We start from the raw sequence: 25395 nt of genomic DNA, 5'->3' as shown, positions 1-25395 counted from the left end.
CTCAGTACTTCCTCTCAACGGGCTGCCACTTGGTTATCGTCACGGGAATGTACTCCAGTTTAGGTCCTTCCGGAGTGTAGTATGCAAGTGTGTGCTTCAGCCAGTTCTCATCATCCCTCTTCGGATAGTCGAGCCTGTAGTGCGCTCCCCTGCTCTCAGTTCTTGCGTAGGCTCCAACAGCAACAGTCTCAGCCAGATCAAGCATGAAGCCGATCTCCATGGCCTGCATGAGGTCGGTGTTGAACCCTCTCTTCTTGTCCACAATCTCGATATTCCCATACCTCCTCTTCAGCTCCTGAATCTTCTTTATCCCCTCCTTCATTTCCTCGCCAGTCCTGAATATCCAGAAGTGCCTGTCCATTACCTCGTTCAGCTCCTTTTTGATCTCGTATGGATTTTCGTCTCCGCTCCTGCCAAGGAACTCGTCGAACAGTCTCTTTTCCTCTGCGAGCATCTCATCTCTCGTTATCTCCGAGAACCTCTTCCCCTGCACGAATTCCACCGCCTTCTCCCCTGCGACCCTGCCGAAAACCAAGCATTCTGCCGTCGAGTTGCTGCCAAGTCTGTTGGCGCCGTGAATGCTCACCGCAGCGACCTCTCCCGCCGCGTAAAGTCCTCTGACGGGCGTTTCAGTCCACATGTTCGTATGCACACCACCCATCGTGTAGTGGGCGACAGGCTTGACTGGAATGGGCTCCTCCACCGGATCAATTCCGGCAAACTTCCTTGCAGCGTCTCGTATCAAAGGCAACCGCTCCTCGATCTTCTCCTCGCCGAGGTGAGTTAAATCTAAGGCAATGTAAGGGCCGTAGGGTCCCTCAAAACCTCTCCCCTCTATGATTTCCGTCCACATCGCCCTTGCGACAACATCCCTTGGGGCGAGCTCCATTCTCTCCGGCGCGTATTTTTCCATGAACCTCTCGCCGTTCCTGTTCCTCAGGTAACCTCCCTCACCTCTGCACGCCTCAGTCATCAATATTCCGGACGGAATCAGTCCGGTTGGATGGAATTGCACGAATTCCATGTCCTTCAGGGGAACTCCTGCCCTGTATGCAATGGCAAGCCCGTCTCCGGTGACCTGGTGGCTGTAGGTCGTGAAGCCGTAGAGCCTTCCCGCACCACCCGTTGCGAGAATCACGGCCTTCGCGTTGAAGAACGCCAGCTCGCCCGTCTTGAGGTGGATGGCCGAAACGCCCTTGACTGCGTTATCCTCAATAAACAGATTGGTGACGAAGTATTCATCGTAACGGGTGATGTTAGGATACATCAGGCTTCGCTCATATAGGGTGTGCACCTCATGAAAGCCCGTTCTGTCTGCAGCAAAAACAGTCCTGTTGAAGCTCTGTCCTCCAAATGCTCTCTGGGCTATCTTCCCATCCTCCCTCCTGCTCCAGGGGCAGCCCCAGTTGTCCAGCCTGAGGATTTCCTTTGGAATCTCCCTGACGAAGAACTCGACTGCATCCTGATCAGCCAGGAAGTCTGCTCCCTTAACGGTATCCCAGCCATGCAGGTCGAAGCTATCTCCCTCATCCTCTCTCAGGACTGCTGCAGTCCCACCCTCAGCGCAGACAGAGTGGCACCTTATCGGGTAGGTTTTGGAGATCAGGGCTATGCTGACCTCTCTGCTCTTCTCAGCCGCAGCAATCGCTGCCCTGAGGCCGGCAAGACCTGCACCGATTATAACTATATCGTGTTTGATTACCTCCATAATCATCCCTTCAGCGTTCTTTTCACGATTTCGGCAACCTCCATTGGCGTTCTGCCAACCTCCACTCCAACCTCGTTTAACGCTTTAATCTTCGACTCTGCGGTTCCCCTGCCACCTTCAATTATCGCTCCAGCATGACCCATCCTCTTGCCCGGAGGGGCAGTTATGCCCGCTATGTAGCCAACAACTGGCTTGGACATGCGCTTTTCGATGAACTTTGCAGCCTCTTCCTCATCCGTACCTCCAATCTCCCCAATGAGCACAACAAGATCCGTCTGATCATCGTCCTCGAACATCTCAAGCACTTCGACGAAGCTTGTGCCGATTATCCTGTCCCCTCCAATGCCAACGACCGTTGACTGACCTATTCCAAGCTTCGTAAGGTTGTACGCGACCTGGTAAGTCAGGGTCCCGCTTCTCGAGACTATTCCAACGTTGCCCTCGCTGAATATCTGGGGAGGCATTATGCCGAGGTGAGATTTCCCGACGCTCATCACGCCCGGACAGTTCGGCCCTATCAGAATCCTGCCTTCTGCTTTAACCTTCCTGTAAACCTTCAGCTCATCGTAAACGGGAATTCCCTCAGTTATGGCAACAATAACCTCAACTCCAGCATCAACCGCCTCCATTACCGCATCTCCTGCAAATGCTGCTGGAACGAAGATTACACTCGCATTCGCTCCGGTCTCCTCAACCGCCTCCTTAACCGTGTCGAAGACCGGAACTCCGAGGACTTCGCCTCCACCCTTGCCGGGAGTAACACCACCAACGATTTTTGTTCCGTAGGCAATCATCCTCTCCGCATGAAACCTGCCCTGAGAGCCGGTAATGCCCTGAACTATCGCCTTCGTGTTTTCATCAATAATTATCGCCATATTCACACCCCCTTTGCAAGCTCAACCGCCTTCCTGGCTCCTTCCTCCATTGTCTCCACGGGGTAGATGCTCTCGACGCCCTTCTCCCTTATGAACTCCTCTATGAGCTTCCTGCCCTCCTCCTCGTTGGTGCCAGCAAGCCTGAGAACGACGGGCACAGGAATCTCCATCTCAGAGAATGCCGTGATCAGACCCTTTGCAACCTCGTCGCACCTTGTGATTCCACCAAAAATGTTCATGAAGATGACCTTCACGTTCTCATCCATCAGAATGATGCTCATCGCTTCTTTCACAACCTCACTGCTCGCTCCACCTCCAACATCCAGAAAGTTTGCCGGTTTTCCGCCCTCCAGGTAGATCAGATCCATCGTCGCCATGCTCATACCCGCACCATTCGCTATCACGCCAATGTTGCCATCAAGCTTGACGAAGTTCAGGCCCTTTTCTTCAGCGATCCTTTCAGTCTGATCCACTTCAGTATAATCCTTCAGCTCCTTCAGCTCTGGATGCCTGTAGAGTGCGTTGTCATCTATGTTCAGCCTTGCATCCGCAGCTATAATCTTTCCATCTTTCGTGATAACAAGCGGGTTGATCTCGGTCAGTTCTGCTTCATTGTGAACGAGGATGCTGTAGAGTGCCTTTATTATCCTCGTCACCTCCCTGTGGTACTCCCTCGGCATGCGGGATTTGTAAAGGACCTCCCTTATCTGGTAGTCCCACAGCCCGTAGATTGGGTTGACCGTGACTCTCGCGATTCTGTCAGGGTGCTTTGCGGCGATCTCCTCTATATCCATCCCGCCCACGCTGCTCACAATCAGAGCAAAGCCCTTGCTCGCCCTGTCTATTGTGAAGCCCACATACATCTCCCTTTCAATCTCAAGCTGCTCCTCCACGTACAGCTTCTCAACTCTGTGCCCTTTAATGACCATCCCGAACATCTGCTTGGCAAGTTCGTAAGCCTCTTCAGGGCTGTTTGCCAGCTTTATACCACCAGCCTTTCCTCTCCCGCCCACGAGAACCTGGGACTTGAGAACGACCTTTCCTCCGAGCTTTTCTGCGATTTCCTTAACCTGTTCTGGACTCAGGGCAAGTTCTCCTCTGGCCGTTGGAATTCCGTGCTGTCTGAAAATCTGTTTAGCCTGATACTCGTGCATTCTCAATCTACCACCTTCCGTAAAATGTTTTTTCCAACGCTCATTATTATTGATAAAAAAGTTTCCGCTTTTTCTCGCAATTGCCTTATTCAGCCTTATGAAATGTTATTACCAAGTGTTACTGAAAAAGAGGTGGTGCAGAGGAATTTGAACATTGCAGAGTTCTCGACCGTGCGTGACTGATTGTTATCAGCCCAAAAAAGACAAAAAATTGGAAGGGATTACATGAACGGGTGCTTTCTCACGTTTCCAAGCACAGATGGAACCTTTCCGTTCAGAGACCTTGCGATGACTTCCAGCTCAACTTCTCTCGTTCCCTCATAGATTTCAAGGATTCTCGCATCCCTGAACATTCTCGATATTGCCTGTTCACCCATGAAACCGTAACCACCGTAAATCTGCAGAGCTTCGTGAACAATGTCCTGGGCAACTCTCGCAGTATAATACTTCGCCATCGCCGTCAGCCCCGGATCGGGCATGCCCACCTTGTCCTGGAAGTATGCAGCCTGATAGGCCAGCAGTCTTGCCGCTTCAAGCTCGGTTCTCATCCTGGCAAGCTTCTCCTGTGTTGCCTGGAAGTCCATCAGCTTCCTCTCGAAGAGTTCCCTGTTCTTTGCGTAGTTGAAAGCGAGCTCAAAAGCTCCGGTTGCAAGACCCACAGCCTGAAATGCAACCGGTATCCTTGTGACGTTGAAGAACATCATGGTCTGGTAAAAGCCCTGACCTTCCTGGCCGATGAGATTCTCCTTTGGCACTCTCACATTCTTGAACACAACCTCCGCAGTATCACTCGCCCTTATTCCGAGCTTGTTGGTGAGCTTCTTCGCCTCAACTCCCGGAGTGTCCCTCTCCACGAGGAAAACGCTCATGCCAAGGTGCCTCTTCGGCAGGTTTGGGTCTGTTCTGGCGAGGACTATGTAGTAGTCGGCGATGGTACCGTTTGTGATGAACATCTTGGTTCCGTTTATCACGTACTCGTCCCCATCCCTGTCAGCCCTCGTCTTTATTCCAGCGACATCGCTACCTGCTACGGGTTCGGTGTAACAGGCTGCACAAATCGCCTTGCCCTGAGCAATTGGTGGCAGAAACTTCTTCTTCTGCTCCTCACTGCCGAACATAAGAATCTGCTCCGAGCCAAACGTGGAGGCCATTATCATTCCAAGCCCGCCGTCAACCCTCCAGAACTCCTCCACGACGAGACAGGTGTCCAGGATCCCCATTCCCTGTCCGCCATATTCCTCGGGAATGCTCATGCCGATGAACCCAAGCTCGGCAGCCTTCTTCCACAGCTCAAACGGGAACTTCTCCTCCCTGTCACATTCCTCAGAATAATTCGGAAACTCTTTCTCGGCAAATTCTCTCGCCGCTTCCTTAATTGCCTTCTGTTCATCACTCAAAAGATTTTCTGCCAGCATATTTGATTTTAGTCTAAAAAATGTATAAACCTTTCGGTTTTTCTGATGAATCCTATTCAAGCAGCTTTGTTTCCCTATAGAAACCATTATAAGCGTTTTTTTAATTCAAAACTATCAATCATTATGTATTGATTCAAAAAAATAGTTATAATTTTCCGGCAAACTTTTTCAGAATCCCCGCCAGCCTCTGAGCCTCCATTATGTTGCCCTCAATCCTGTATTTCTGCATCATGAACCCCATAATTGGGTCTTCCTGACCCTTAACAACAGATGCCCAGTATTCCGGCGATGCAATAATGGTAAAATTCGGAGACTCATGAACGCCCTCTTCAAACTCGCATGACCCATCTGCGTTGTAAACAACATAGAATTCCTCATCTCCGAGTCTGTACTGCACCACTCCGCTCCAGCCAGCGAGCTCTTTCTTTATATCCTCCGAGCTGTTCTGGAGCTCACACATCTTCAAAACAAGGTCTTTTGCCTCGCTCACACTATCACCACATAAAACTGATCCTCAACCCTTAAAAATCTTACAGTTTTCAAGAAATGCCACTGTCAACCATACTCCTATAATCTGCAGGGCAAAAATATTATAAACTGAATCCAAAGTTGCTTAGATTGGGCTCCGGTGGTGTAGCCCGGCCAATCATTCCGGCCTTTCGAGCCGGCGACCCGGGTTCAAATCCCGGCCGGAGCATAATTTTATTATGCTTAAATCCTTCGTATAGCGTTAAGAATTCTTCAAGTAGCTCGTTTATTAATTTAGACCTGTTAAATCCAAGTTCTTCACATTTCAGCCACAGATCTTCCCGTATCTTTATGTGCCTCGTTGTCCACTTTCGGCCTTTTTCGTCCACACTTATCCGTTTATGGACATCTTTATCCATAACACGCTTAGCGGCCTCAAAATATATATCTGTTAACATCAGTCATCAGCCTCCTTCTCACAAAACATGTCTCTAAAATTCATTAATGCGATAACAGAATCGACTCTTTTTCTTGTTTCAAGCTGCTCGTTTAATTCTCTTGCCAGTCTCTTAGCCTCATCAAGTGTTAGCCTGATAGAGATTGTCCTGCCTTTTTTGCTTACTGCGTAGATGTAAATGTTCTCTCCAATTAGTCTTGTCATTCTTGGTTTCTGGAAAAGAATTAATGTCTTGCCTATTTTCTTATAATTGCATACATCAGGCCAGATATCTATTCTCCAGCTCATAGCCTACCCCCCAATTCTCCTTTTAACTCAGGGAAAGCCTTAAAGAAAAGATCACGAGCATCAGGATAGTTCAGCTTATGCTCTGTTGCGAAAGTCGTGAGCCTTGCCTTTATCGCCTGCTCCGGACTGACTATTTTGCCGTTGTTCATGATTTCGTGAATGTCGTCGAAAACAACTTCTCTGAGCTTTCTGATGAGTGGCAGATTCTTTTCTATTTCCTCTTTCTCCTGTTTTTCCTTCAGCTTCTCTTCCATCTCTAAGATTTTTGGCTCTATTTCTTCTTTCCACTTCATGAATTCTTCGAGCTTGTTCTTGATTTCAAGGAGTGTCATCAGCTCCTTTGAGATTAGCTCCCTGTTGTGATTAGAGCCTTGATAAAACACCTTCAGGATTCTTACAACTTCATGACTGAGTGCCTTTCTTGCCTTCAGCTCATCGAGAATTGAAATAAGCTGAGTTTCGCTGTCAGGAACGCTAAAAGAGTAAACTTTAGCCATAGAAAACCCCCCATGAAAACCGCTGAATGCACTTATTAAGCTTAATAACCTCACTTAATAACCCGGGAATCTCCGCTCGAGAATATCCACATGTTGCTGCTATGAATTCTGAAGGGGTTATTAATAACTTAAATAACCGCTTATTAATTAATAACTTTGCAGTCTGGATAGTCTTTCGTGAACTCCACTGGAAACAAAGGTGGGTTATCATCTCCCCTCCTCCTTCATGATAAAGTTAATGTTCGAAAAGCAATCCATGATCGTCGTTGCCTTCATTCCGATCTGTCTGGAGATTGTGTATGCTGCAGCCCAGTCCTGTTTCCCGACAACTCTGTTAAGGGTGTTGAGGAGAACTGAAAGCTCATCAATCCTGTCGAGAGCCTTCTTAAGCTCCTCCTGAAAGTCCATCAGATCTCCCCCCTGAACACCATCTCAAAGAACTTTGAGAGTCTGACTGCCCTCCACCTCGACCAGTCGGCACCTTCTGAAGCGTAGATGCACTGATTCGGTTTGTCTGGAGAATGCTTGACGACTATGCACGGATTTCCGGGACAGCCATCGCAGGCATAGAGCCTCAGCATGAGCATTGTATCACCTCTGCAGAACCTCAGCGAGAAAATCGACAAAGCTGTAATCGTCATAAAGCTCCATGTCGTCAAGCTCAATCCTTGCAACGTTGTTCCTGAACCTCAGAGAGTCGTCAAGCTTCCTGACATACCAGAACCTGTGATTCCTGACAACGAGGTAACAGTCAGTCCTGAGCCTCTCAGCGAGCAGCTTCAGACTTCTAAACTGATTGTATTTGATGAAAGTGTCAGAGTGGTTCGGAGCATGCTTGATCTCAAAAATCGCCTTGAACTCATCTCCAGCCCTGATCAGCTTGTCAATGTTCGTTGTAAATATGCCCTGTCTTATGTTATGCTCCTTCTTTGCGACGTCAAGGAAATAACTGATCTCTATGCCCTTCACAAGCTCCCCAATGCTGCCGATGACCATCTCAGAAAAAGATTTGAAAAGCTCTGAGTTCTCCCGGATCCTCTTAGTTCTCTGAGTCAGCGTCATACATGCCCAGCTCCTTCCTCTGATATTCGAAATACATCTCGTAAGCAGTTCTGAACGCCTCCTGAATCTCTCTGTCCAGCCTCTCTTTCATCTCCTCCAGCTTCCTCCTCAGCTCCTCCTCTTCCTCGAGTCTCTGCTCAATCTCTGCAAGTCTGCAGTCTCTCTTGTATTCGTAATCGAGGATCATCAGGCGGTCACCTCTCTATTAAGAAATCAGCAAACGTCTCCAGCACACTATGTATCGCTGAAATCGGAAGATCCTCAGAAAACACCAGCTCTTCATAGCTGTCCTCGTCATAGCTCAGAATCGGATTTTCAGCCCTGACCTCACCTTCGAACTTGGCCTTGTATATCTCTTCGCCATCTCTCAGAATTATGATCTGAATCTCTGCCATCAGGCTGTCACCTCCTGATGAACCTCATTGGCGATTCTGACGACGTCTTTTGAATCGTAGAGCATCTTATCTCCCTTGAAAATACCAATGAATGTTATTCGATGGTCATAGTCTATTGAATTAAGAAGATCCCACGCTATCTCGAAAGCGTCCTCCACATACCTACATTCCTCCACCTTTATGAAGCTCTTCCACTCGTATCTCGGTTCGTCTCTGCTGTATTCCGAGTAATCGACTGTCTCCCAGTATTCCTCAAGGAACTCCTCGATATAGATCAGATAGTACTTCCATCTGTCGAACTGCATCACGCCGTCACCTCCGCCGGGAGTTCCTTGCTCTGTTCTCTTATTCTCTCTATCACAATCTTCCCATTTTCAAAAGAGACCTCAACGGGAGTCTCCTCGTCCTTGCTGAAAAATTCGTCAAAGATTTTCTTCGGAAAGGTTATGTATGGTGTTCCGCTTGCGAACCTCTTTATTACCGCCTCCATCTCTTCAACCACCTCCACGTATGTGTAACATATATTTAACACTTGTTATATTTAAGTTTTACGCATAATTAACGTATGTTTAAAGCATATTTGTAAAAATTGTTAAATAGTGTTAAACAAAAGTTAAACATATGGCAACAAAGAAAGAAAGAGTGACTGGATTCGTCTCGCCAAATGTCAAATCCATCATCAGAGAGGCTATTGATTCTGGCGATTTCGCATCAGAATCAGATTTCGTTTCTGAGGCAGTCATCAAGCTCGCCTATGAGTGGAAGGCAAAAAAGGAGCGTAAAATCGCAACTCTTGAGTAGGAGGGTTGATGAATGTGGATAGGAGTTGAATGCGTAGAATGCGGGGCTCAGAATGTTGTTTCTTTGAGCGTTGATGTTGGCATCAGCTCATATATAGCTCTTGAAGATATAAAAATTCAGGAAACAGTAAACTTTGATATCTTTTTCAGCAAATATAGACATTTTATAACAGAGCTGAGCGATTTTCCTGTGAGCAAGCAAATCTTGCTCAGGAAGATAAAGGATACCTTCAACTGTTCGTTTGCTCTTGCAAATGATATCCTCGAAAGACTAAAGATTGATCTTGGATTGTATGAACAGAATGGAGTGATTTATGAGGCCTGAGGTATGTCTATGTCGCAAAAGAAAAGCATTGCAGTCGTATTATTAACACTTAGTTTATTTGCCATTTTCGTTTTAATTCAGATGGATTATTTTGAACCAGATCCGGAGATAATAGGAACAGAGCAAGAATCATTTAGGACGATCTCTGTTTGGGTTAAGAATAAATCTCCTTTCTCTGGTGATATTGTTGTAATGGTCTATTTTTATGATAAGAAACCAACAAGCCCAACCATCAATCCCGTTGCAATAAAGCAAGAATATGTCCACATTAAGGGTTATGAACTTAAAAAAATCAAAATACAAATTCCCATAGAAGCTCTTTATTCCAGATTTTATTATAAAGTGCAAGTGGCGCACGTCGATTTTAAGTAAAACTAATTTCACTCAACCATTAATCACCTCCATAAATCCCATAGTAAAACACCTTCTTGTTCGCATCCCCGTAAAACGGCGTTATCGCCTTGTCAGTAAAGCGTTTATTCGGAAAAACGATTATGCACTGATCATTTCTCAGAGTCTGGATCAATGGTGTGAACTTGTTCAGCTTCTTCTGATCCCTGCCCACGTCATCGCTGATCCTCTTGAAAATCAGCCAGTTAAAGCTGCTTCTGATTCCAGCTCTGATCTTCCTCCAGCCGTGAGTTGTTGCTATAAGCCTGATCCCCAGACTCCTCAGCTTCTCGACGTTCACCTGAATCCATGCTCCAGTCAGATATTGCTTGTAATCGAGTGCATCGTTTCGACTCGGAGCCACGTTGTGGAACTCATCGGCAAAGATCGTCATAGGCGTTCTAATCTGATAGTTATGAGCTTTCATTATCAGGCTCTTGAAGATCTCTGCTATCGTCTGAGTGAAAACATGAGGATCGAGGATAAAACGATAGATGCTGATGATGTTCACAAAGCCCTCCTCGACATGATCCCAGACCTCAGAAATGTTCATCGGATCCACCCATATCAGCTCAAAGTCATAATCCTCAGACTCGACTCTGCACCCTGCCGGAACGATTACCTTCATCGGCCTTTCGCAGATTTCTCCGAGCTTGAAAGCCTCATCGTTCTTGCCGATGTCGAACCAGACGATTGTTTCGTCGGTGTTGTGGCTAATCAGGTCTGCAAGCCAGTAAAGAGTCTGGGTTTTTCCTGAACCTGTGATCCCCACAACCAGCATGTGCTGGCCGGGACTCTTTACGAACTGATCCATGAAGGCCTTTTCCCATGATTTAACTCTTTGAAGTCTTGGCAAACTTGAGATAAGCGATTCCATACCCCACCACCATTCCCAGACTAAAACAAAATGCAGCGAACTTGTTCAGCATCGTCCACGTCGTTACGACCACATTCGGATCGTTTAACAGCATGCTGAAGTTCATCACCGTGTTGTTTAACGTGGTGTTAAAAATTAGCGTTTCGTTAATCACCTCTTGCCACCTCCGATGTAGAATTCAGAAATCATACCAGCGTCAAGCAGCTCGAAGTTCTCAACGATGTTTACAATCCTGAACCTCACTCTGTCCATCGCCTTCTCGAATTCTGCTCTCTTCAACGCTGAAAACTCGACGTCATCGTCGAGTAAAGGCTCGTAAGCATCCCTGAGTTCTATCAGCTCCTTCTCAATCTCTTCAAGCTCTTTCTTAAGCTCCTTGTTGTTTTCGAAATAGAACCTTGCCTTTATCCAGTCGAAAATGTAGCAGAGCAGGTTAAGCCTTGCATAAATCGAATAGTCAGGATTCCTTATGAGATGAATAAAAGCAGCTGAGAGAATGTAGCTGCTGCCCTTCAACGTTCATCAACCTCCTCCATTCTCTTTTTCCTGCCGAAAATGCTTTTGAGCTTTGACAGCCTTCCGCCAGATGTCTGCTGCTCAGCTCCGGGATAAGGATATTGCGGCACATACTGAACCGGCCTTTTCAGGATAGCAACGGCCTCCTGCCTGCCTTTTCTGTCAAGGCTTCTCTTAAGGCTCATGTGCTTGTCGAGTAATGCCTTAACTGCTGGAAGTTCGATAATGTTCTCATGAACGGAATTGTAGAACGCTATTGCCCTTATCTCGTCGAAATCCAGATCGGTAAAGTTCTCGTTAAGCTCGTCGCTGAATAATTGTTCCATCATCCGTGTCTTTCGCATCTCCGGAACTTCCAGACTCAGCTTTTCTTTGAGAATCTGCTTATCCGCCATCTCAGATCACCGGTGCAAAGAACAGGGCACCTGCGGCAAGCCCGACGAAAAACGCAGCTATGATGGTCTTCATCGCAGGCCTGAACTTGAAAGCCCTGTGCAGAATTTCAGGCTCTATGATCGTGCTGAGCAGCTCAGGGTTCGTTTTGAGGTTCAGAACCTCTTTGCTCTTCTGCGGTTCGAGAACAACGCCCTTTTCGGCGTCGAGCAGGTATGTAAGCTTTCCGTTGAACCGGATAGGCTTCCCGTTCAGCGGGAAGGTCTTACCTGTCAAAGTGTCAACATAGGTATTGCCTATCCTCTTCAGCTTGACCTCCTGCCAGTCAAAACCGCTTTCATCAATCAGGATCGCCTTCTTACTCTTCCTGAACAATTCAATCACCTCCGTATTTCTGTCTGACGAACCTCACAACCGAAAAAGCAAGCTTAACCGGATTGCTGCCCTTAACCCTGTAAACAGTCCCCGTCCCCTGCTCGATCAGCACGATTTTGAACAACGCCCTTCACCTCCACAGCAAATCTTTTCGAGCCTCTCAACTCTCCTTTCCAGAACCTCTACCCTGTCCTCCAGCCTTATCGGCTTAATTCGAATCTGCAAGCAAAACACCCCCTATGTTGGTTTCAGAGCATTGACAATTTCGGCAAAAATCCCGATAATTCCCCTGACAAATCCGAGAAGGAATTCGAACAGTTCTCTGTGGACTCTTATGTATTTCCTGTAAAAACTCCAGATGTTCCTGCTTGTTCCGGCCGACCATGCGAGAACGAATGCCTCGAAAAGCGCAAATGTAAGCAATCCGTTATCTATGAAGATCAGTTTAAAGTAGTACAGGAGCCCTGAAGTGATCACATAAAGCGTGTCGAATATGTCCAGCAGCTCCCCTGCATAAGGGACTTTTTCTATGATGTTTCTTACCTGCTGTCCAATGTCTCCGATAATTCCTGCTATGTCTCCAATACTGTATGACTGTGATGTGTTTACCCATTCGGAATATGGTGAGTAAAATATCTCGACATTAGCAGGAGAGGTCGAGGCAAAAACAACGCTGTTGAAAACGATGTAGTCTGACAATGTGAAACTCGCTGACTGCGATTCGAACACGGCATCAAGGGGATTCATGTAAACATAAACGTCGAGGTCAAAAGGTGTGTCTGCTTCAACCGGGTAATACTGGATCTTTATGTCGTAGTCATTCAAGCTCAGCAGCCTGAGGGTTTTCAGCTCCTTGCTTACCGTCGTCCCGTTGGGATAAGTCAGATTTATGTAGAAATGTTTCCAAGCGCCGCCAGTCCCTTCAGATCTGGCTTTTATTGTCAAATGATATACTTGCCCGAAAGCATCAAGGTAAAACTCGTGAATCTGCCAGTTTGAGCTGAACAGGATGTCATTGGCATAAATGCTGTGAATTACGTATCCATCCTGAACCTGAAAATTAACCTGATTTGTCTGACTGTAAACTTTTTTACTGTATTCGGCATTTACAGGCATCACAGCAATCAGAGAAATGATGAGAAATGCGATTATTTTCCTCATTGCTATCTCCTCCCCATCATCTTAACCAAGCTGACGAAAGTAACCAGAATCGCCATACCGATGAGTCCCTCAGCGTTCTGGTAGAGCAGGTTAATTCCGTTGTCCAGAGATCCCCTTCCACCTCCCCCGATTGTTGTTGTTCCCCCTGTTCCCGTTGAAGGCGTTGGTGTAGCAGTTGCAGTCGGTGTCGGAGTTGTGGCAGGAGTTATCGCTTCAAGCTGAACAACAACAGAATGATAGTCCTGAGTTGCCGTGATCTCTCCTGCCTTGCTGAAGTAACCATCCTTGCTGACGAGGTAGCTGTATGTCTGATTCTTAGGAACTTCAAAGCTCACATAGCCCTGTGCATTTGTCAGCTTTGTCTGTCCGTTAAGGATTACGGCAGCATCAACAACTGCAATCTGATAGCCTGCAAAGTCAGAAACAACTCTGAAGGTTATAATTGAATTGTTCGAGCTGCTCGGCGTCTTTATTGGAGTCAAATAAACGTAAACAGTCGTTTCCTTTCCTGCCGGGGGATAGTAAACGTTCCCTGTCGCAACCTCATAGCCTGTTCTGCTTGCCGTGTAGGTGTAAACCTCCAAGTCGTTAAGGTTGTTCACCGTAACAGAGTAGTCATAAGTCCCGTTAATCACTTCAGAGTTGCCGATAAAGCTTTCCTGAAGTGTGAAATTCACGTTGTCGAGCAGCGAACCAGTCTCTGCGTCTAAGAAGTAGAACTTAACAGATGTGGTTGTCGTAGTTGTTGAAGGTCGTGGTATGTCTGTGAGTTGAACATAATCCAAACCACCAATTGCAGGATAATACATTCTCGCTGACAGGACATAGCCGTTCAGAACAATTCCATTCAAATCTATGTCGCTTAATCCTGCCTCAGTCCACGTGTCTATTTGTTGGGTTTGCAGGTTGTAGTAAGTTATCTCCCATTTAGTTTCCTGCCCGTTCTTTGTTATGTTTATCTCGCTTACACCGTTTGAATAGCGGTATTCGAAGTAGTTAGTTACGCTTTTGCTTCTTCCGTTTGCCCAAACTTCTATTTTTAAGCCTGATGACATCCCCTTAATATATAATATTCCTCCATTGTTGTAACCGACTCCAAAATCGCTTACAGCAACAGAGTAAAATGTTTTAGATATATAGCTTCCTGAGCCATACCTATACTCAAAATACCAGTTGTCATAACTTATTGTATGCAAAACATTACCACTTCCAGTTATTTCGTCGATGGCTTCAACATAAATCAAGTATTTGTCAGAAAACCTCGTAACTGCGATTGTAATTCTCTTATTTGGGTCTCCACTGAGCGTAGCAGATACTTGATAAGTTTGACCAACACCTATGCTTGCCCTTGTTCCATTATTGAAGTTTATTCGTATATCTGCACCATAAACGTAAAAATACATGTTCTGAATAATTGGTAATTTATCATAATTCCATAGTAAATAACCTATTTTTTCGTAGTTATCATAACTTGCCAAACCGCTTGAAGAACCTGTTTTGTTATAACTGTAAACTCCGCCGTAGATCGTCCCCGTAACAGTTTTGCTGTAAGTTATCTCTTCTGCGTTGACAACAGCATTATTTAAAGCAACAAGTACATACGCAGCAACAATCAGCATCGCAGTAATTCTCGCAGCTTTTTTGTTCTTTGTGGACAGCTTGAACAGTAAAAATGCGATTGCGAATCCTGCAACGATTTTAACTGCTGTGAATGCAACAGAGCTGTTTTCGAGCAGATAAGCCATGACTGGGTTTCCTTCAACTCCTTTTCCATTTTCAACTGCTGAAACAGTTAAAGCTAAGTCGAGGACATTCAGAATCATGAAAATGAGAATCATGCTTAAAATCGTTGTTTTGCCCTTCATGTCCTTCTCCTCCTTGAATGCTTAACCCTGTGAGGCCTGCCACGAATATACACCTTCACATTGCCGGGTGTTCTTTCAAAAACGCCAGTAGCATGACCATAAGCGAGCCACCTTCTGTAAGCCTTCTTGCTCCTGAAATTCATTCTCTTGATTTTTCTGCCCATAATATCACCTGAAAAAGCGACTCATGAGATACGCAAGTCCAACAACAACTCCACCATACAGGGCATAGCTCAGAACTACAGGAGCAGAGACTTTCAGCAGTTCAACTGCCTTAAACGGATCACTGAACCAGCTCTGTTCAGTTGGCTTGAGAACGAAAATGTAGCTTGTAGCGTTCAGAGTGTTCAGGATCAGCGTGTCAGTTGTGTTGAACTCTCCGATCAGCTTGCCCTGATAATCGTAAACCAGAACCTTCAACCCCTTCTGCAGATTAAGATCGCTGAATGTAACAGTAACATTAACTGCCGAGGCAACTGAGATAGCTGAGATTACAAAAAATAGAATTATCAAAGCTTTCGCAAGCTTTGAGTTCATGCTGCACCTCCGTTTTTATCTGAACCTTGCCAGACTTGCGATCATGTCGATTATACTGTCAAAGAACCTCAGCACGAAGCCGATGACTCCAAGGAAGATCAGTATCGGCAGTGCATTGCTCACGAGAGTCACAAAGCTTGGGAACAGTCCTGAGACCCCAGTAATTATGTCCGAGATCTGTGTCCAGTTGATGGTTGCTGTGCCATTCGCAGCACTTGCAGGCCACATCAAAAGCAGGCCAAAGACCATAAAGACAACAAAGGCCTTCCTGTATGGCCTGCCCTTCCTCCCCTTCTCCCGGCTACCAAACCTCATGTTGTCAAAGTCTGCATGGAAAAATATAACATTTTGTTAAACAGAACTGGAAAAGAACTGACAAAGTATCCATAGAAACGCCACATAGTTAGTAATTACCCACAACGTTAAGCCCGTGCAGTTGCAGAGCCGCCGCAAAAAGCAGACAATCAAAAAATAGTAGATTATTATTACTTCTTTATTGATTCTATTATTTCTTTGACGTCTAACTTGCCTTTCTGCCTTAGGTATTGTTCGAGGAGAAAATTAACGAGGTCAGAGAGGCAAACGCCATCCTCCTTGAGCTTGTCAAGGTATATCTTCTCGATCCAGACTGATGTCTGTTTCCTGTTCTTTTTGCCACTTGCCATGAGGTAAAAAGTCAAGGAAAGGTTTTCAGGCAGTTCAATCTGCATGTTCCACCTCCTTGATCGGGAATTTGTCAACAACTCTTGCATACCACATGTCGGCATCATCTCTCAGATCGAGATAATTGAAGTTCTCAACGCTTTTTGAGATCTCAGAGTGTCTGCCAAGAATGAAGTTTCTTTCATCCTTCGGGACTCCCTGCTTCTTTAAGAAGTTGTTCGTCCATTTTCTGATGTATTTTGCCGAAATAGTTTTACCACTCTTAGCCTTATAGTTTATACTGTCTTTAGCAAAGCGATAGTCAAGATCAACCTGACTCAATCGCTTAGCAAGCCAGACAGGCATGTAGCATTCATAAGCATCCTTGTTTTCAGAGCCGATACCAGACATATCATAACGTGCAAAACTGTCAAGGATCTCCAGTCTTGCAGGGTTGAAGTTTCTGAGCATCTGCAAAATGTGTTCAAGTCTGAGGCCACTGAAAATCAGCAGATAAAACACATTGAGCAGCTCTGGAGTTAACTTACTTCTGAAATATTCATGTGCTTCAATTATGTCTGTGTCGCTTGGTATCTGTTTATCTGTCCCAGAACGTGGTATTTTAAGCACTGATTTAAATTCTTCAGCAACTGCAATAGGGAAGCCCTTCTTTTCTACAAGGAAATTCAGGAAGTTTCTGACGCCTTTGGCAAAGTTCGCCTTATTCCTTTCAAGCTCATCATAAATCTCAGCAAGCTGGTCTTTGTCGAATATTTTAACTCCTGACAGCTTTCTGTCAAGTAGTGTTACGTAGTTCTGCCATGTTGTCTTTTTGCTCTTCTTTTGCAGCCACTCAATAAACTCATTTCTGTGCCTCTGATAGTCAATTACGATGAAATCATCAGATATCCAAGCCTTTCGAGCCGGCGACCCGGGTTCAAATCCCGGCCGGAGCATTAACCCCTTATTTTGGAGGAGGCTGGGAGTGAAATACACATTCGAGACGCTAACGCTTCTCATTCTTCTGGTCATGCTTGCAGTTCTGGCAGCAGTCTTCCCTGATGAAGCGGAAAACTTTAGTGATTACGTTGACTGGAGAGCCATTCTCTCCCTGGCAGGATTGCTTCTTGTGTCGGAAGGAGCCAGAGAAAGTGGATATCTTTCCAATCTCGCATATTCGATTGCAAGAGCATCAAAAACTGAACGCACACTTGTGTTCAGGCTTTGCATGCTGTCAGCAATCCTCGGCGCAATCATAACAAACGATGCCGCAGTCATGGTTGTAGTTCCGCTCACCATGAGCCTTAAGGATCACATCGATGTCAGAAAAGTGGTAGCGCTTGAAGTCATTTCGGCAAATGCTGGCTCCACCCTCACACCGATTGGAAATCCCCAGAACCTGCTCATATGGCACGTCTGGGGCATCTCTTTTGTAGAATTCGCAGCGGCCATGGCAAAGTTTGTTCTTGTACAGCTCGCAGTCCTTTTCACTCTGCTGTTCCTTGTTGAGAACAGGGTCGTATCGGCTGACAGCAAGAGCTTTGAGGTGGATAAATTCCTGAAGACACTGTCTCTGGCCCTTCTCATGCTCCTTGTGATTGCACTCGACCTCGGGGCACACTGGTTTGTCATTGTGGTCATTTCAATTTACCTCATCTTTTTTAGAAGGGTGGTTACGAATGCCAACTGGCAGCTTGTTGCGATTTTTGCTCTGATGTTTGTCGATTTTCGAACGATTGCATCCGTTTTCATCCACACTGTAAATTTTACAGGGTCGAATGTGTTTCTCGCATCCATTGTCACATCGCAAATCATCAACAACGTTCCTGCCGCACTGATTATGACAGAAGTCAGCAACAACTATCCCGCAATCGCAGCCGGAGTTAACATTGGTGGTAATGGCCTCCTCACTGCCTCTTTTGCCAATCTTATTGCATACGGAATCGTCAGGGATAGCAAGTTCCTGCGAGAATACCATCTTTTTTCGTTTGCATATCTCCTGATGTGCGTTGTGCTCGTCTTGTGGCTGTTCTTCTGAAATTCCGTCGTGAGACGGTTAACTCAAATAATTTCCACAGGTCAGGGCAATAATTTTAGTAGTCCTGCTTTTTTCTCTCCTCCGAAGGGCTTTTAAACTCTAATTTTCCCCATGTCGCTGTCCAATTGAATATTCCCCATGCTCCTTTTTCATTTTTTGCTGTTTCAAGAAAATTCACCAAATGAAAACTCAGCCCTCTTTTTTGCAACACCCATAACTTTTATGGGAAAATTCAGGGCGATTCTTTGCTGCACTCAGGCTTAAAAATTAAAAAATAACAAAAAATTAAATCTGGTCAAATGTCATGATATTGACATTTGAGGGGACTTTCACAACACTTCCAACCTTGACGCCGACCAGCAAGTTTATGTTCCTCTTCGCGGCCAGATCGACAACTCTCTGAGTTATAACTCCATCAAATACGATTCCATGAGCCTTGACGTTGTTTGACTTCAGAAGCTTGACCAGGTCTCTGACCGGGATCTCTCTGACCACTTCGAAGTTGCTGTCAATAAGTCTTGCCTTCAGATTTCCTTCAATTTCCTGTTTGTGCTTCCTGAGCATTTCGATTACATTTGCCCTGTCCCTTGCATCTTCTTTCTTCTCCTCCTTTGGTTTTTCCGCAGCCTCCGACTCTTCCTTCTGTTCAACCTTGGTCTCCCTGACGTCCTTCCTCTCCTCCTTTTTCTCATCCTTGTGTTTCAGCACGTGAACCTGCTCAACCGGAATCTTATTTCTCAGAGATTTAACAATCTCCTTCTGGGTAAGGTCCTCAACTCCCTTGCCTTCCGGTGCCCTCGCCACGTAGTCAATATCAGCAACCTGAAGCAGTTCTTTGAGTATCAGATCCCCGCCCCTGTCTCCATCAAGAAATGCAGTAACTGTTTTTCTCTTGCTCAGATCAACAATCGTTTTCGGAATATTCGTACCTTCAACAGCTATAATATTCTTTATCCCGTGTTTAAGCAGGTTAAGCACATCTGCCCGTCCTTCGACGACAATTATCGCATCGCTTTCGTCTATGGCCGGTCCTGCCGGAAGCCTGTCCTCTCCATACTCTATGATCTCCTCTGTCCTGATTGCCTGTCTTACAAGATCCGCAATCTTTTCGCTTTCGATCTCTGGTTCCTCAAACAGCTCCCTCAGAATGTCCTTTGCCCTTTCGACAATCTTTTTCCTCTTGCTTGCCCTTACATCCTCAATCTTTATTACCTTGATTTTTGCAGCACATGGCCCAACTCTCTCTATGGTCTCAAGAGCTGCTGCAAGTATCGCTGTCTCTATCTTGTCAAGGCTGCTCGGAACCCTTATTTCCCCAAAACTCTTGCCACTCTTGCTCTCGATTTTGACCTCGATCCTGCCTATCCTTCCGGTTTTCTGAAGCTCTCTGAGATCGAGGTCATCGCCAAGAAGGCCCTCTGTCTGCCCAAAGATGGCCCCTACGACGTCTGGCCGCTCAACAACACCTTCTGCAACTATTTCTGCGTGAATGAGATACTTTGTTGTATCGCTTGGTGCTTTCATTGACATCACCTCTTGTAGCCACTGTTTCTGGCAAACTACTTTGTATGGAAACCTTATAAATACTTTGTTGATGGGAGAAACGATGGAGAGAGAGATGGGCGAAAAAGCGAAATATACGCTTTTTACTTCGTCGCTTGTCCTTTTCACACTCACAATAGGCGTCGGAATCATCTCCCCAATCCTACCAATTATCGCGAAAAACATGGGCGCGGGAGGTGTGGTGATAGGTCTCATATTCTCAGCATTTTCGATCTCGAGACTGGTATTCCTACCCATGTTCGGGAGACTTTCTGACAGATACGGGAGAAGGCCACTTATAACTGCTGGTCTGTCTCTGTACACGCTGCTTGCCCTGCTCTACGCACTTGCCAGAAATCCGGAGGAACTGATAGTAATCCGGCTGTTTCACGGCATGTCCTCGGCAATGGTGATGCCGGTCATTCTCGCCATGATAGCCCAGATAGCCCCGGAAGGGAAGGAAGGAAAATACATGGGCTTCGCAAATCGCTCAATATTCCTCGGAATGTCTTTCGGCCCACTCATTGGGGGAGTTCTCTCAGACTTTCACAGCGAGAAAATGGCGTTCTTTGCCATGGCGCTGATGAGCCTGATAACCCTCATAATTGCAATCCTGACTCTTCCTGAGATTAAACCTCAGCAGAAAAGCGAAAACGGTGGAAAAGAGTTCAGCAGAAGGATTATCTCGGTCCTGATTTTCAGAATACTGAACTCCATTGGCAGAGGGAGCATGATGTCCTTTCTTCCGATATATGGATATCTCATCGGTCTGAGCTACACGGAAATCGGCATGCTCGTCTTCACAAACCTCTTCGTTTCAGGAATTATACAACCGTACGGTGGAGCTTTTTCAGACAGGCGGGGTTTCATTTTTCCGGTCATGCTGTCAACGATTCTCTCAGCTGTAATTTACGTCTCAATCATACGGTACACCACATTTCACATCCTCCTTGTTCTTTCTGCATTCCTCGGCATTTCAAGCTCTCTTTCTCTTCCGGCAGTTAGCGGACTTGTCGCAGTGGAGGGTAAAAAAACAGGAAATCTTGGAGGGTTGATGGGTTATTTCTCCGCATCCAAGAGCCTCGGAAGGGCGATAGGGCCCATGCTGGCGGGTGTGTTTTACGATCTCGGCGGCCAGGGACTCAGTGGAATAGCTGCAGTTTTCACCGCCTCAGCAATAGCAACGGTGATTGCAGGCATGCTTTTCTGGGCAGGGGTCAGAGAATCACACCAGGTTATCGAGATGGATTGAAGTCACCTTTATCGCTTTTTTAATTTCCCCCCTGTCGAGCCTTCTTGAGATCTCGGGATACTCGTTCGCCCTGTATGCAGGCCAGTACTGGAACATCAGGTTGAATCTCGTATCTCTCCCGAGGTTCTTCGAAACCCATTTCACAATCCTTTCTGTACAGCATTCAACGTGTCCGGGCATGACAAGGTGTCGTATTAACAACTCGCCGTGCTTCTTTGCCCTCAGAAAGTTCCCGGTTACGGTCTCGAAATAGTTTCCGGCATTCGAATATTTTGCCGCACAATCATCGTTCCCGTATTTGAAATCTCCCAGCCAAAGGTCGATGACGTCCTCAATAATCTCGGCCAGCTCGACACTGTGATACATGTTCGAGTTCCAGACCACCGGCAGGCTCGAGTCCACATGAAGGAGTATCTCGAGAATCGTGTGAGCGTGCTGATCAGGATTCCCGCCTACAAAATTCACGTTTCTGCTACCCTGTCTCCTTCTGATATCGATCAGATATGCAAGCTCTTTTGGGTTCACAGGTATATCGTCCCTGCAGACAATATCCCAGTTCTGACAGAACACACAGGAGAAAGTGCATCTGTTGAAGAAGATCGTGTGCGATGGAACAAGCTCAGGCTCTTCACCAAAATGAAGGAATTCGCTGCTGTAGTAACTTTCAGCACCGGTTTTGCAGTATCCTCTCCTTTCATACCGGTTTACCCTGCACTTCCTCTGACAGAAGACGCATTCTTTGAGTATCTCCTTCAGCAGATCCACTTTCAGATGCAGAAAAGAATAATCTGCAGGTTTTTCTTCAAGAATTGCCGTATCTTCATTATGCCATGCTTTCAGAAATTCTTTTTTCAGATCTCTGTGGGCATCGTACAGACTGTCAGTTTTATCAGCCTGAATCCTCTTTGCTATCTGAAACTTTGCAGGCAGATTCCCTGCATTTATCTCAGCATATCTTTCAAGCCCTCCTGCCACAATTACATTTGTTTGCTGACGGTAAAATAAATTGCCCCAATCCAGGTCTGAAATTTAATGAATGTATGCCTGATCCTCCATCCATAAAAGTCCCGTCATCAGCTTCAGACGGTAAATTTTTTCAGAGCTGTCCAGCATAAACCATTATGAAACACACAGTAAGGCTGAAAGGCAAATTCAGCCTGAGCGAAAAGGACGTGGTTGAACACCACCCCTGGATTAAGCCACTGCTGGCGTGCCGCTGAAATAGACCCGTTCAGACAGGAAGTAAAACGGATTCACCCTGACTATAGAACTCACCGTGGAGAACGAAAATAAAGTTCGGGGATGGGAAGAGCTCAGAAACGAGCTGCACTCTTTCTTCTATGAAAGAGGACTAATTGCCGAGGTTAAGGAGAACCGGAACTTCTTCGACTTCTTCAGAAAACCTCTGCCATAATTCCTGAAAAAACCTGTGATGTGTTTCAAGCGCTCGCAGGTTCACGTTACCGCAAAACTTAATATCCTCCTGGCCATATCTCGCAGGACGGCTTGCGGGGGTTGCCGAGCGGTCAAAGGCGCTGGATTTAGGGTCCAGTGGCGCAGGCCTTCGTGGGTTCGAATCCCACCCCCCGCATGGCATTATTTCGGTAATGTAGGTTGTTACGGTCTGGTTTGGTGGAAATTCACGGTGAAAATTTGTTAATATGGGTTTTTCGCTTGCTAATTAAATTCATGGGTTTTTGGCAGGACTGAATAGGGTTAAACGTGGAAAAAATCATTATTCTGATGCAGTCTTTAGATCAGTGACGGCACATTCGTGTAAAGTATTTAAATGAAGGGAGTGTACTGAACATTATAGGCATAGAAGCTGAGTTAGCAGATATAAAGAGGATCCTCAGCGAAATGTCCAGAAAGCTTGATGAGTTACTTGAAGAAAAGGAAATTACAGCCATGATGAAGCTGTCAGAAGTTAGCTTAAAGGATTTTCTCGATGATGAGCCGGATATTTATTCGATAAAAGATGCGAAGGTCAGATACAGATGAAAGGAAAGGTCGTTCTCGTTCCGTTTCCGTTCATCGATCTCTCAGCTTCAAAGCTCAGACAGCACTCCATACATAGATATCTTATTTACAGCATTCTGCCAATTACAGCAAACGCAGGTAACAAAACTGCAGTAACGATCAAAACCCAGTAGATGGCCGTAACCGGGTGAAGGTTCTGTCTGTAAACCTCAAAGTATCCATCAAACTTCATAGCCACATAGGCCTCGGCAAGAACCTCCCAGAAAAGGAGCATTCCGGCAGTGATGATGACGAATTCCCACCACCCAGCGATTCCGAGAAACAAAAATGGCAGATAGTAAATCAGGACAAGAGGAAACATCTGCACATGACCGAATTCGTGAAGGACTTCCATTTTACCTCTGACATCCTCCGGAAGGCTGTACCTCATCATGAAGTTGGCCACCTGAGGGTGAAGCATGAACCCGATTTTTGCCCACCAGTTGCTCCACACCACGATTTCAAACTCAAGACCGTGCCAGGACCTTACTCGTCTTTTTTCAAGTATCTTTGCGCTCATCGCTTTTCAACCTCCCGTCTTCCATTCTCAAAACACGGTCTGCAAAATCTTCAACCCTCGGATCGTGGCTCGCAATTATCGCCGCCTTTCCCTTCCTCACCATCGAGTGTATGAGTTCCATAACTTCCCTGCCCTTCCTGGAATCCAGGTTGGCCGTGGGCTCGTCAGCAATGATCAGATCCGGATCGCTTATCACCGCTCTCGCTATCGCCACCCTCTGCTGCTCCCCTCCAGAAAGGTCTTCAGGCTTGTGGTGCATTCTGTCCTTCAGTCCAAAATCCGAAAGTATCTTCTCGGCTCTTTTCCTCGCCTCCCTCTCTCCCACACCCCGGATTATCAGCGGGATCATCACATTCTCAAGGGCAGTCAATGCAGAGAGCAGGTTGAAGTGCTGGAATATGAAGCCTATCTTTTCGAGCCTTATCCTCGCAAGTTCCTTCTGGCTCAGCTCGGTTATCTCTATCCCCTCAATTTTCACGCTCCCTGAAGTTGGCTTCAGAAGACCGCTTATTAGCGTGAGCAGGGTGGTTTTGCCAGAGCCAGACGGCCCCATGAGCAGAACGAGCTCGCCCCTGCTGATAGAAAAGGAGACATTATCAACGGCCTTTACGGCAGTTCTTCCAGAACCGTATATTTTAGTCACGTTTCTGACTTCCAGAATCCCTTCATCCACGTGAATCACCCTCACGCCTGGAACACTGTTGCTGGCTCTATCCTCTCAAGCCTCCTTATTGGTATGAGAGCGGCAACCAAGCTCATGACCACGATGGAACCGAATGTCATGGCCACATTCTGCAGGTTTATTTCCACATAGAATTCGGGAGCGACGTTTGGGATTAGATTTGCCGCCAGAAACGACAGAATTGAACCCGCAGCAAATCCAAGCAGAGCGATCGTGAAAGCCTGTTCCAGTACTATCCGCATCATGAAGGTCTCATCTGCCCCGATAGCCTTCAGAATCGCATATTCCTTCATCTTTTCGAGAGTCGCAGTGTACAGCGTTAACCCTATAACCGTGACACCTATGAAGAATCCTATGAAAACCAGAGGAAGGAGTATTGCGCTGAAGCTTTCATCTATCACCTCCTTGTGATTGTCTATGAATTTCTTTTTGGTGAGAACGTCCACCTTAACACCCAGACTTTCGAGCCTGCTCTTGATGTTGTCCGCTATCTTTTCGGCAAAGAACGGGTTATCAACCTCCACCATGTAGTAATTCAGGAAGTCCTCCGCCCCAAATATCTTCTCCGCATCCTCCTTGGTGACGAAAGCATAGGAATAGACGAGAACAAAGGTATCCTTTGAAATGCCAACCACAGTAAGCTCGACCCCACCAACCTCAATCTTGTCTCCGATATCGATGCCATTTCTCGTGGCGAAAACCCTGTCCACTATCACCTGCCCATCCCGGGGAATCTTCTTTCCCTTGACAATCTCCCACGGTCCTCCAACACCGGTTTTTGTGTCAAAGCCGATGATGTATATCGTCTCCTCCTTGTCCACCACCTTTGATACTTTCGCCCTCACAGCCCTTCCTATAAACTCGTGAACATCCTTCACTCCCCCAACCTTTCGTATCTCATCGTCAAGTCCTCTCGGCAGCAGAGAATACGTATGCCAGGTATCGTGTATGCCTTCCTGCCCCACCCAGAGGTCTGCGTTTGTTTTCCTCAGATACATCGTGCTTTCGGTGAATATTCCATAATACACACCCATCAGGACCATTATCAGCATAGTTGAGAACGCAACACCCCCTATGCTTATCACCAGCCGTCCTTTTTCATGAAACAGATTTTTTCTGGCTATGGAAACCATTTTCACTCC

At 46.3% G+C, this 25395-nt stretch carries 39 protein-coding genes and 2 tRNA genes; 9 read left to right on the top strand and 32 right to left on the bottom strand.

The features are described 5' to 3' along the window. Window position 1 precedes the first annotated feature (1 nt). The 5 genes from GACE_RS10385 to GACE_RS10365 form a co-directional block, all read right to left on the bottom strand. The gene (locus GACE_RS10385) at window positions 2-1708 is read right to left on the bottom strand and encodes a succinate dehydrogenase/fumarate reductase flavoprotein subunit (protein ID WP_048093264.1); all 1707 of its coding nucleotides are present in this window, start codon (window positions 1706-1708) and stop codon (window positions 2-4) included. 2 nt (window positions 1709-1710) lie between these two features. Next, the gene (gene sucD, locus GACE_RS10380) at window positions 1711-2583 is read right to left on the bottom strand and encodes a succinate--CoA ligase subunit alpha (protein WP_048093263.1); all 873 of its coding nucleotides are present in this window, start codon (window positions 2581-2583) and stop codon (window positions 1711-1713) included. A 2-nt stretch (window positions 2584-2585) separates the two neighbouring features. Continuing rightward, on the bottom strand, window positions 2586-3743 hold the full coding sequence (gene sucC / locus GACE_RS10375; protein ID WP_048093262.1) for an ADP-forming succinate--CoA ligase subunit beta: 1158 nt from the start codon (window positions 3741-3743) through the stop codon (window positions 2586-2588). A 215-nt stretch (window positions 3744-3958) separates the two neighbouring features. Continuing rightward, window positions 3959-5152, bottom strand: coding sequence for an acyl-CoA dehydrogenase family protein (locus GACE_RS10370; RefSeq protein WP_048093261.1), 1194 nt, complete (start codon window positions 5150-5152; stop codon window positions 3959-3961). Between the two features lie 145 nt (window positions 5153-5297). After that, window positions 5298-5642, bottom strand: a complete 345-nt coding sequence (locus tag GACE_RS10365) for an SCP2 sterol-binding domain-containing protein (RefSeq protein WP_048093260.1) — start codon at window positions 5640-5642, stop codon at window positions 5298-5300. A gap of 132 nt (window positions 5643-5774) precedes the next feature. Here GACE_RS10365 and GACE_RS10360 point away from each other — a divergent pair. Further along, window positions 5775-5849, top strand: a tRNA-Glu gene (locus GACE_RS10360). A gap of 228 nt (window positions 5850-6077) precedes the next feature. Here the strand turns inward: GACE_RS10360 and GACE_RS10355 are convergent. From GACE_RS10355 to GACE_RS10315, 9 genes are all read right to left on the bottom strand, one after another. Further along, entirely contained in the window at window positions 6078-6365 is a 288-nt protein-coding gene (locus tag GACE_RS10355) for a hypothetical protein (protein ID WP_048093258.1), read from the bottom strand. After that, the gene (locus tag GACE_RS10350) at window positions 6362-6862 is read right to left on the bottom strand and encodes a hypothetical protein (RefSeq protein WP_048093257.1); all 501 of its coding nucleotides are present in this window, start codon (window positions 6860-6862) and stop codon (window positions 6362-6364) included. The genes GACE_RS10355 and GACE_RS10350 overlap by 4 nt, the downstream gene beginning before the upstream one ends. Window positions 6863-7069: 207 nt before the next feature. Continuing rightward, complete coding sequence (locus GACE_RS10345; RefSeq protein WP_048093255.1) at window positions 7070-7270, bottom strand: hypothetical protein; 201 nt, start codon at window positions 7268-7270, stop codon at window positions 7070-7072. Further along, window positions 7270-7449 (bottom strand): hypothetical protein, encoded by a 180-nt coding sequence (locus tag GACE_RS10340; protein WP_048093253.1) that lies wholly within the window; start codon window positions 7447-7449, stop codon window positions 7270-7272. The genes GACE_RS10345 and GACE_RS10340 overlap by 1 nt, the downstream gene beginning before the upstream one ends. A 4-nt stretch (window positions 7450-7453) precedes the next feature. Beyond that, a complete protein-coding gene (locus GACE_RS10335; protein ID WP_048093251.1) occupies window positions 7454-7924 on the bottom strand; it encodes a hypothetical protein in 471 nt (156 codons plus the stop codon). Beyond that, the gene (locus GACE_RS10330; protein WP_048093249.1) at window positions 7902-8111 is read right to left on the bottom strand and encodes a hypothetical protein; all 210 of its coding nucleotides are present in this window, start codon (window positions 8109-8111) and stop codon (window positions 7902-7904) included. The genes GACE_RS10335 and GACE_RS10330 overlap by 23 nt, the downstream gene beginning before the upstream one ends. Before the next feature lie 7 nt (window positions 8112-8118). Then, entirely contained in the window at window positions 8119-8319 is a 201-nt protein-coding gene (locus GACE_RS10325; protein WP_048093246.1) for a hypothetical protein, read from the bottom strand. After that, window positions 8319-8624, bottom strand: a complete 306-nt coding sequence (locus GACE_RS10320) for a hypothetical protein (protein WP_048093244.1) — start codon at window positions 8622-8624, stop codon at window positions 8319-8321. The genes GACE_RS10325 and GACE_RS10320 overlap by 1 nt, the downstream gene beginning before the upstream one ends. After that, the gene (locus GACE_RS10315) at window positions 8624-8827 is read right to left on the bottom strand and encodes a hypothetical protein (protein WP_048093242.1); all 204 of its coding nucleotides are present in this window, start codon (window positions 8825-8827) and stop codon (window positions 8624-8626) included. The genes GACE_RS10320 and GACE_RS10315 overlap by 1 nt, the downstream gene beginning before the upstream one ends. A 113-nt stretch (window positions 8828-8940) precedes the next feature. Between GACE_RS10315 and GACE_RS10310 the strand changes: the two genes are divergently transcribed. The 3 genes from GACE_RS10310 to GACE_RS10300 are packed head-to-tail and all read left to right on the top strand — an operon-like array spanning window position 8941 to window position 9816. After that, complete coding sequence (locus GACE_RS10310; RefSeq protein ID WP_048093240.1) at window positions 8941-9120, top strand: hypothetical protein; 180 nt, start codon at window positions 8941-8943, stop codon at window positions 9118-9120. A gap of 12 nt (window positions 9121-9132) precedes the next feature. Next, window positions 9133-9444, top strand: coding sequence for a hypothetical protein (locus GACE_RS10305; protein ID WP_048093238.1), 312 nt, complete (start codon window positions 9133-9135; stop codon window positions 9442-9444). A gap of 9 nt (window positions 9445-9453) precedes the next feature. Then, window positions 9454-9816, top strand: a complete 363-nt coding sequence (locus GACE_RS10300) for a hypothetical protein (protein ID WP_148305972.1) — start codon at window positions 9454-9456, stop codon at window positions 9814-9816. Window positions 9817-9835: 19 nt separating this feature from the next. Here GACE_RS10300 and GACE_RS10295 read toward each other — a convergent pair whose 3' ends face one another. The 13 genes from GACE_RS10295 to GACE_RS10245 all read right to left on the bottom strand — a co-directional run bounded on the left by GACE_RS10295 (window position 9836) and on the right by GACE_RS10245 (window position 17157). Next, window positions 9836-10648, bottom strand: coding sequence for a type IV secretory system conjugative DNA transfer family protein (locus GACE_RS10295; protein WP_048093234.1), 813 nt, complete (start codon window positions 10646-10648; stop codon window positions 9836-9838). A gap of 19 nt (window positions 10649-10667) precedes the next feature. Further along, the gene (locus GACE_RS10290; RefSeq protein WP_048093232.1) at window positions 10668-10865 is read right to left on the bottom strand and encodes a hypothetical protein; all 198 of its coding nucleotides are present in this window, start codon (window positions 10863-10865) and stop codon (window positions 10668-10670) included. Then, a complete protein-coding gene (locus GACE_RS10285; RefSeq protein ID WP_048093230.1) occupies window positions 10862-11227 on the bottom strand; it encodes a hypothetical protein in 366 nt (121 codons plus the stop codon). Before GACE_RS10285 ends, GACE_RS10290 begins: the two co-directional genes overlap by 4 nt. Then, the gene (locus GACE_RS10280) at window positions 11224-11622 is read right to left on the bottom strand and encodes a hypothetical protein (RefSeq protein ID WP_048093229.1); all 399 of its coding nucleotides are present in this window, start codon (window positions 11620-11622) and stop codon (window positions 11224-11226) included. Before GACE_RS10280 ends, GACE_RS10285 begins: the two co-directional genes overlap by 4 nt. A gap of 1 nt (window position 11623) precedes the next feature. Continuing rightward, window positions 11624-11995: a hypothetical protein gene (locus GACE_RS10275; protein WP_148305970.1), complete on the bottom strand. Its 372-nt coding sequence runs from the start codon at window positions 11993-11995 to the stop codon at window positions 11624-11626. 1 nt (window position 11996) lies between these two features. After that, window positions 11997-12119, bottom strand: coding sequence for a hypothetical protein (locus GACE_RS11970; protein ID WP_318249214.1), 123 nt, complete (start codon window positions 12117-12119; stop codon window positions 11997-11999). 113 nt (window positions 12120-12232) lie between these two features. Then, window positions 12233-13156 carry a hypothetical protein gene (locus GACE_RS10270; RefSeq protein ID WP_048093225.1) on the bottom strand — a complete coding sequence of 308 codons (924 nt, stop codon included), beginning with the start codon at window positions 13154-13156 and terminating at the stop codon, window positions 12233-12235. Between the two features lie 2 nt (window positions 13157-13158). Continuing rightward, window positions 13159-15021: a DUF5658 family protein gene (locus tag GACE_RS10265; RefSeq protein WP_148305969.1), complete on the bottom strand. Its 1863-nt coding sequence runs from the start codon at window positions 15019-15021 to the stop codon at window positions 13159-13161. Continuing rightward, window positions 15018-15185, bottom strand: a complete 168-nt coding sequence (locus tag GACE_RS11745; protein ID WP_158413840.1) for a hypothetical protein — start codon at window positions 15183-15185, stop codon at window positions 15018-15020. Before GACE_RS11745 ends, GACE_RS10265 begins: the two co-directional genes overlap by 4 nt. A 4-nt stretch (window positions 15186-15189) precedes the next feature. Continuing rightward, window positions 15190-15558, bottom strand: coding sequence for a hypothetical protein (locus GACE_RS10260; protein WP_048093219.1), 369 nt, complete (start codon window positions 15556-15558; stop codon window positions 15190-15192). 15 nt (window positions 15559-15573) lie between these two features. Then, entirely contained in the window at window positions 15574-15873 is a 300-nt protein-coding gene (locus GACE_RS10255) for a hypothetical protein (protein WP_048093218.1), read from the bottom strand. Window positions 15874-16043: 170 nt separating this feature from the next. Then, window positions 16044-16268: a hypothetical protein gene (locus GACE_RS10250; protein ID WP_048093217.1), complete on the bottom strand. Its 225-nt coding sequence runs from the start codon at window positions 16266-16268 to the stop codon at window positions 16044-16046. Next, window positions 16258-17157: an integrase gene (locus GACE_RS10245; RefSeq protein WP_048093216.1), complete on the bottom strand. Its 900-nt coding sequence runs from the start codon at window positions 17155-17157 to the stop codon at window positions 16258-16260. The genes GACE_RS10250 and GACE_RS10245 overlap by 11 nt, the downstream gene beginning before the upstream one ends. A gap of 28 nt (window positions 17158-17185) precedes the next feature. Here GACE_RS10245 and GACE_RS10240 point away from each other — a divergent pair, with 28 nt between their 5' ends. Next, on the top strand, window positions 17186-18238 hold the full coding sequence (locus GACE_RS10240; protein WP_048093214.1) for an SLC13 family permease: 1053 nt from the start codon (window positions 17186-17188) through the stop codon (window positions 18236-18238). 285 nt (window positions 18239-18523) lie between these two features. Here GACE_RS10240 and dnaG read toward each other — a convergent pair whose 3' ends face one another. Continuing rightward, a complete protein-coding gene (dnaG, locus tag GACE_RS10235; protein ID WP_084063769.1) occupies window positions 18524-19762 on the bottom strand; it encodes a DNA primase DnaG in 1239 nt (412 codons plus the stop codon). A gap of 82 nt (window positions 19763-19844) precedes the next feature. Between dnaG and GACE_RS10230 the strand changes: the two genes are divergently transcribed. Beyond that, entirely contained in the window at window positions 19845-21032 is a 1188-nt protein-coding gene (locus GACE_RS10230) for an MFS transporter (RefSeq protein ID WP_158413839.1), read from the top strand. On the opposite strand, the gene GACE_RS10225 is transcribed toward GACE_RS10230, so the two are convergent. Next, window positions 21006-22007: a radical SAM protein gene (locus GACE_RS10225; RefSeq protein WP_052400295.1), complete on the bottom strand. Its 1002-nt coding sequence runs from the start codon at window positions 22005-22007 to the stop codon at window positions 21006-21008. The two genes, GACE_RS10230 and GACE_RS10225, sit on opposite strands and share 27 nt — an antisense overlap. Window positions 22008-22308: 301 nt before the next feature. Between GACE_RS10225 and GACE_RS11965 the strand changes: the two genes are divergently transcribed. From GACE_RS11965 to GACE_RS11295, 3 genes are all read left to right on the top strand, one after another. Continuing rightward, on the top strand, window positions 22309-22446 hold the full coding sequence (locus GACE_RS11965) for a hypothetical protein (RefSeq protein ID WP_158413838.1): 138 nt from the start codon (window positions 22309-22311) through the stop codon (window positions 22444-22446). A 94-nt stretch (window positions 22447-22540) separates the two neighbouring features. Then, a tRNA-Leu gene (locus GACE_RS10220) sits at window positions 22541-22623 on the top strand. A 269-nt stretch (window positions 22624-22892) separates the two neighbouring features. Then, a complete protein-coding gene (locus GACE_RS11295) occupies window positions 22893-23033 on the top strand; it encodes a hypothetical protein (protein ID WP_318249213.1) in 141 nt (46 codons plus the stop codon). 85 nt (window positions 23034-23118) lie between these two features. Here GACE_RS11295 and GACE_RS10215 read toward each other — a convergent pair whose 3' ends face one another. From GACE_RS10215 to GACE_RS10205, 3 genes are read right to left on the bottom strand one after another with little or no spacing between them, the layout of a single operon-like run. Beyond that, complete coding sequence (locus GACE_RS10215; protein ID WP_048093209.1) at window positions 23119-23571, bottom strand: hypothetical protein; 453 nt, start codon at window positions 23569-23571, stop codon at window positions 23119-23121. After that, window positions 23552-24244: an ABC transporter ATP-binding protein gene (locus tag GACE_RS10210; RefSeq protein ID WP_048093890.1), complete on the bottom strand. Its 693-nt coding sequence runs from the start codon at window positions 24242-24244 to the stop codon at window positions 23552-23554. The genes GACE_RS10215 and GACE_RS10210 overlap by 20 nt, the downstream gene beginning before the upstream one ends. A gap of 11 nt (window positions 24245-24255) precedes the next feature. Then, window positions 24256-25386, bottom strand: a complete 1131-nt coding sequence (locus GACE_RS10205; RefSeq protein WP_148305968.1) for an ABC transporter permease — start codon at window positions 25384-25386, stop codon at window positions 24256-24258. Window positions 25387-25395: the final 9 nt, after the last annotated feature.

The organism is Geoglobus acetivorans, from assembly GCF_000789255.1.
Lineage (GTDB): Archaea > Halobacteriota > Archaeoglobi > Archaeoglobales > Archaeoglobaceae > Geoglobus > Geoglobus acetivorans_B.
This window is presented reverse-complemented; position numbering and strand designations above follow the sequence as displayed.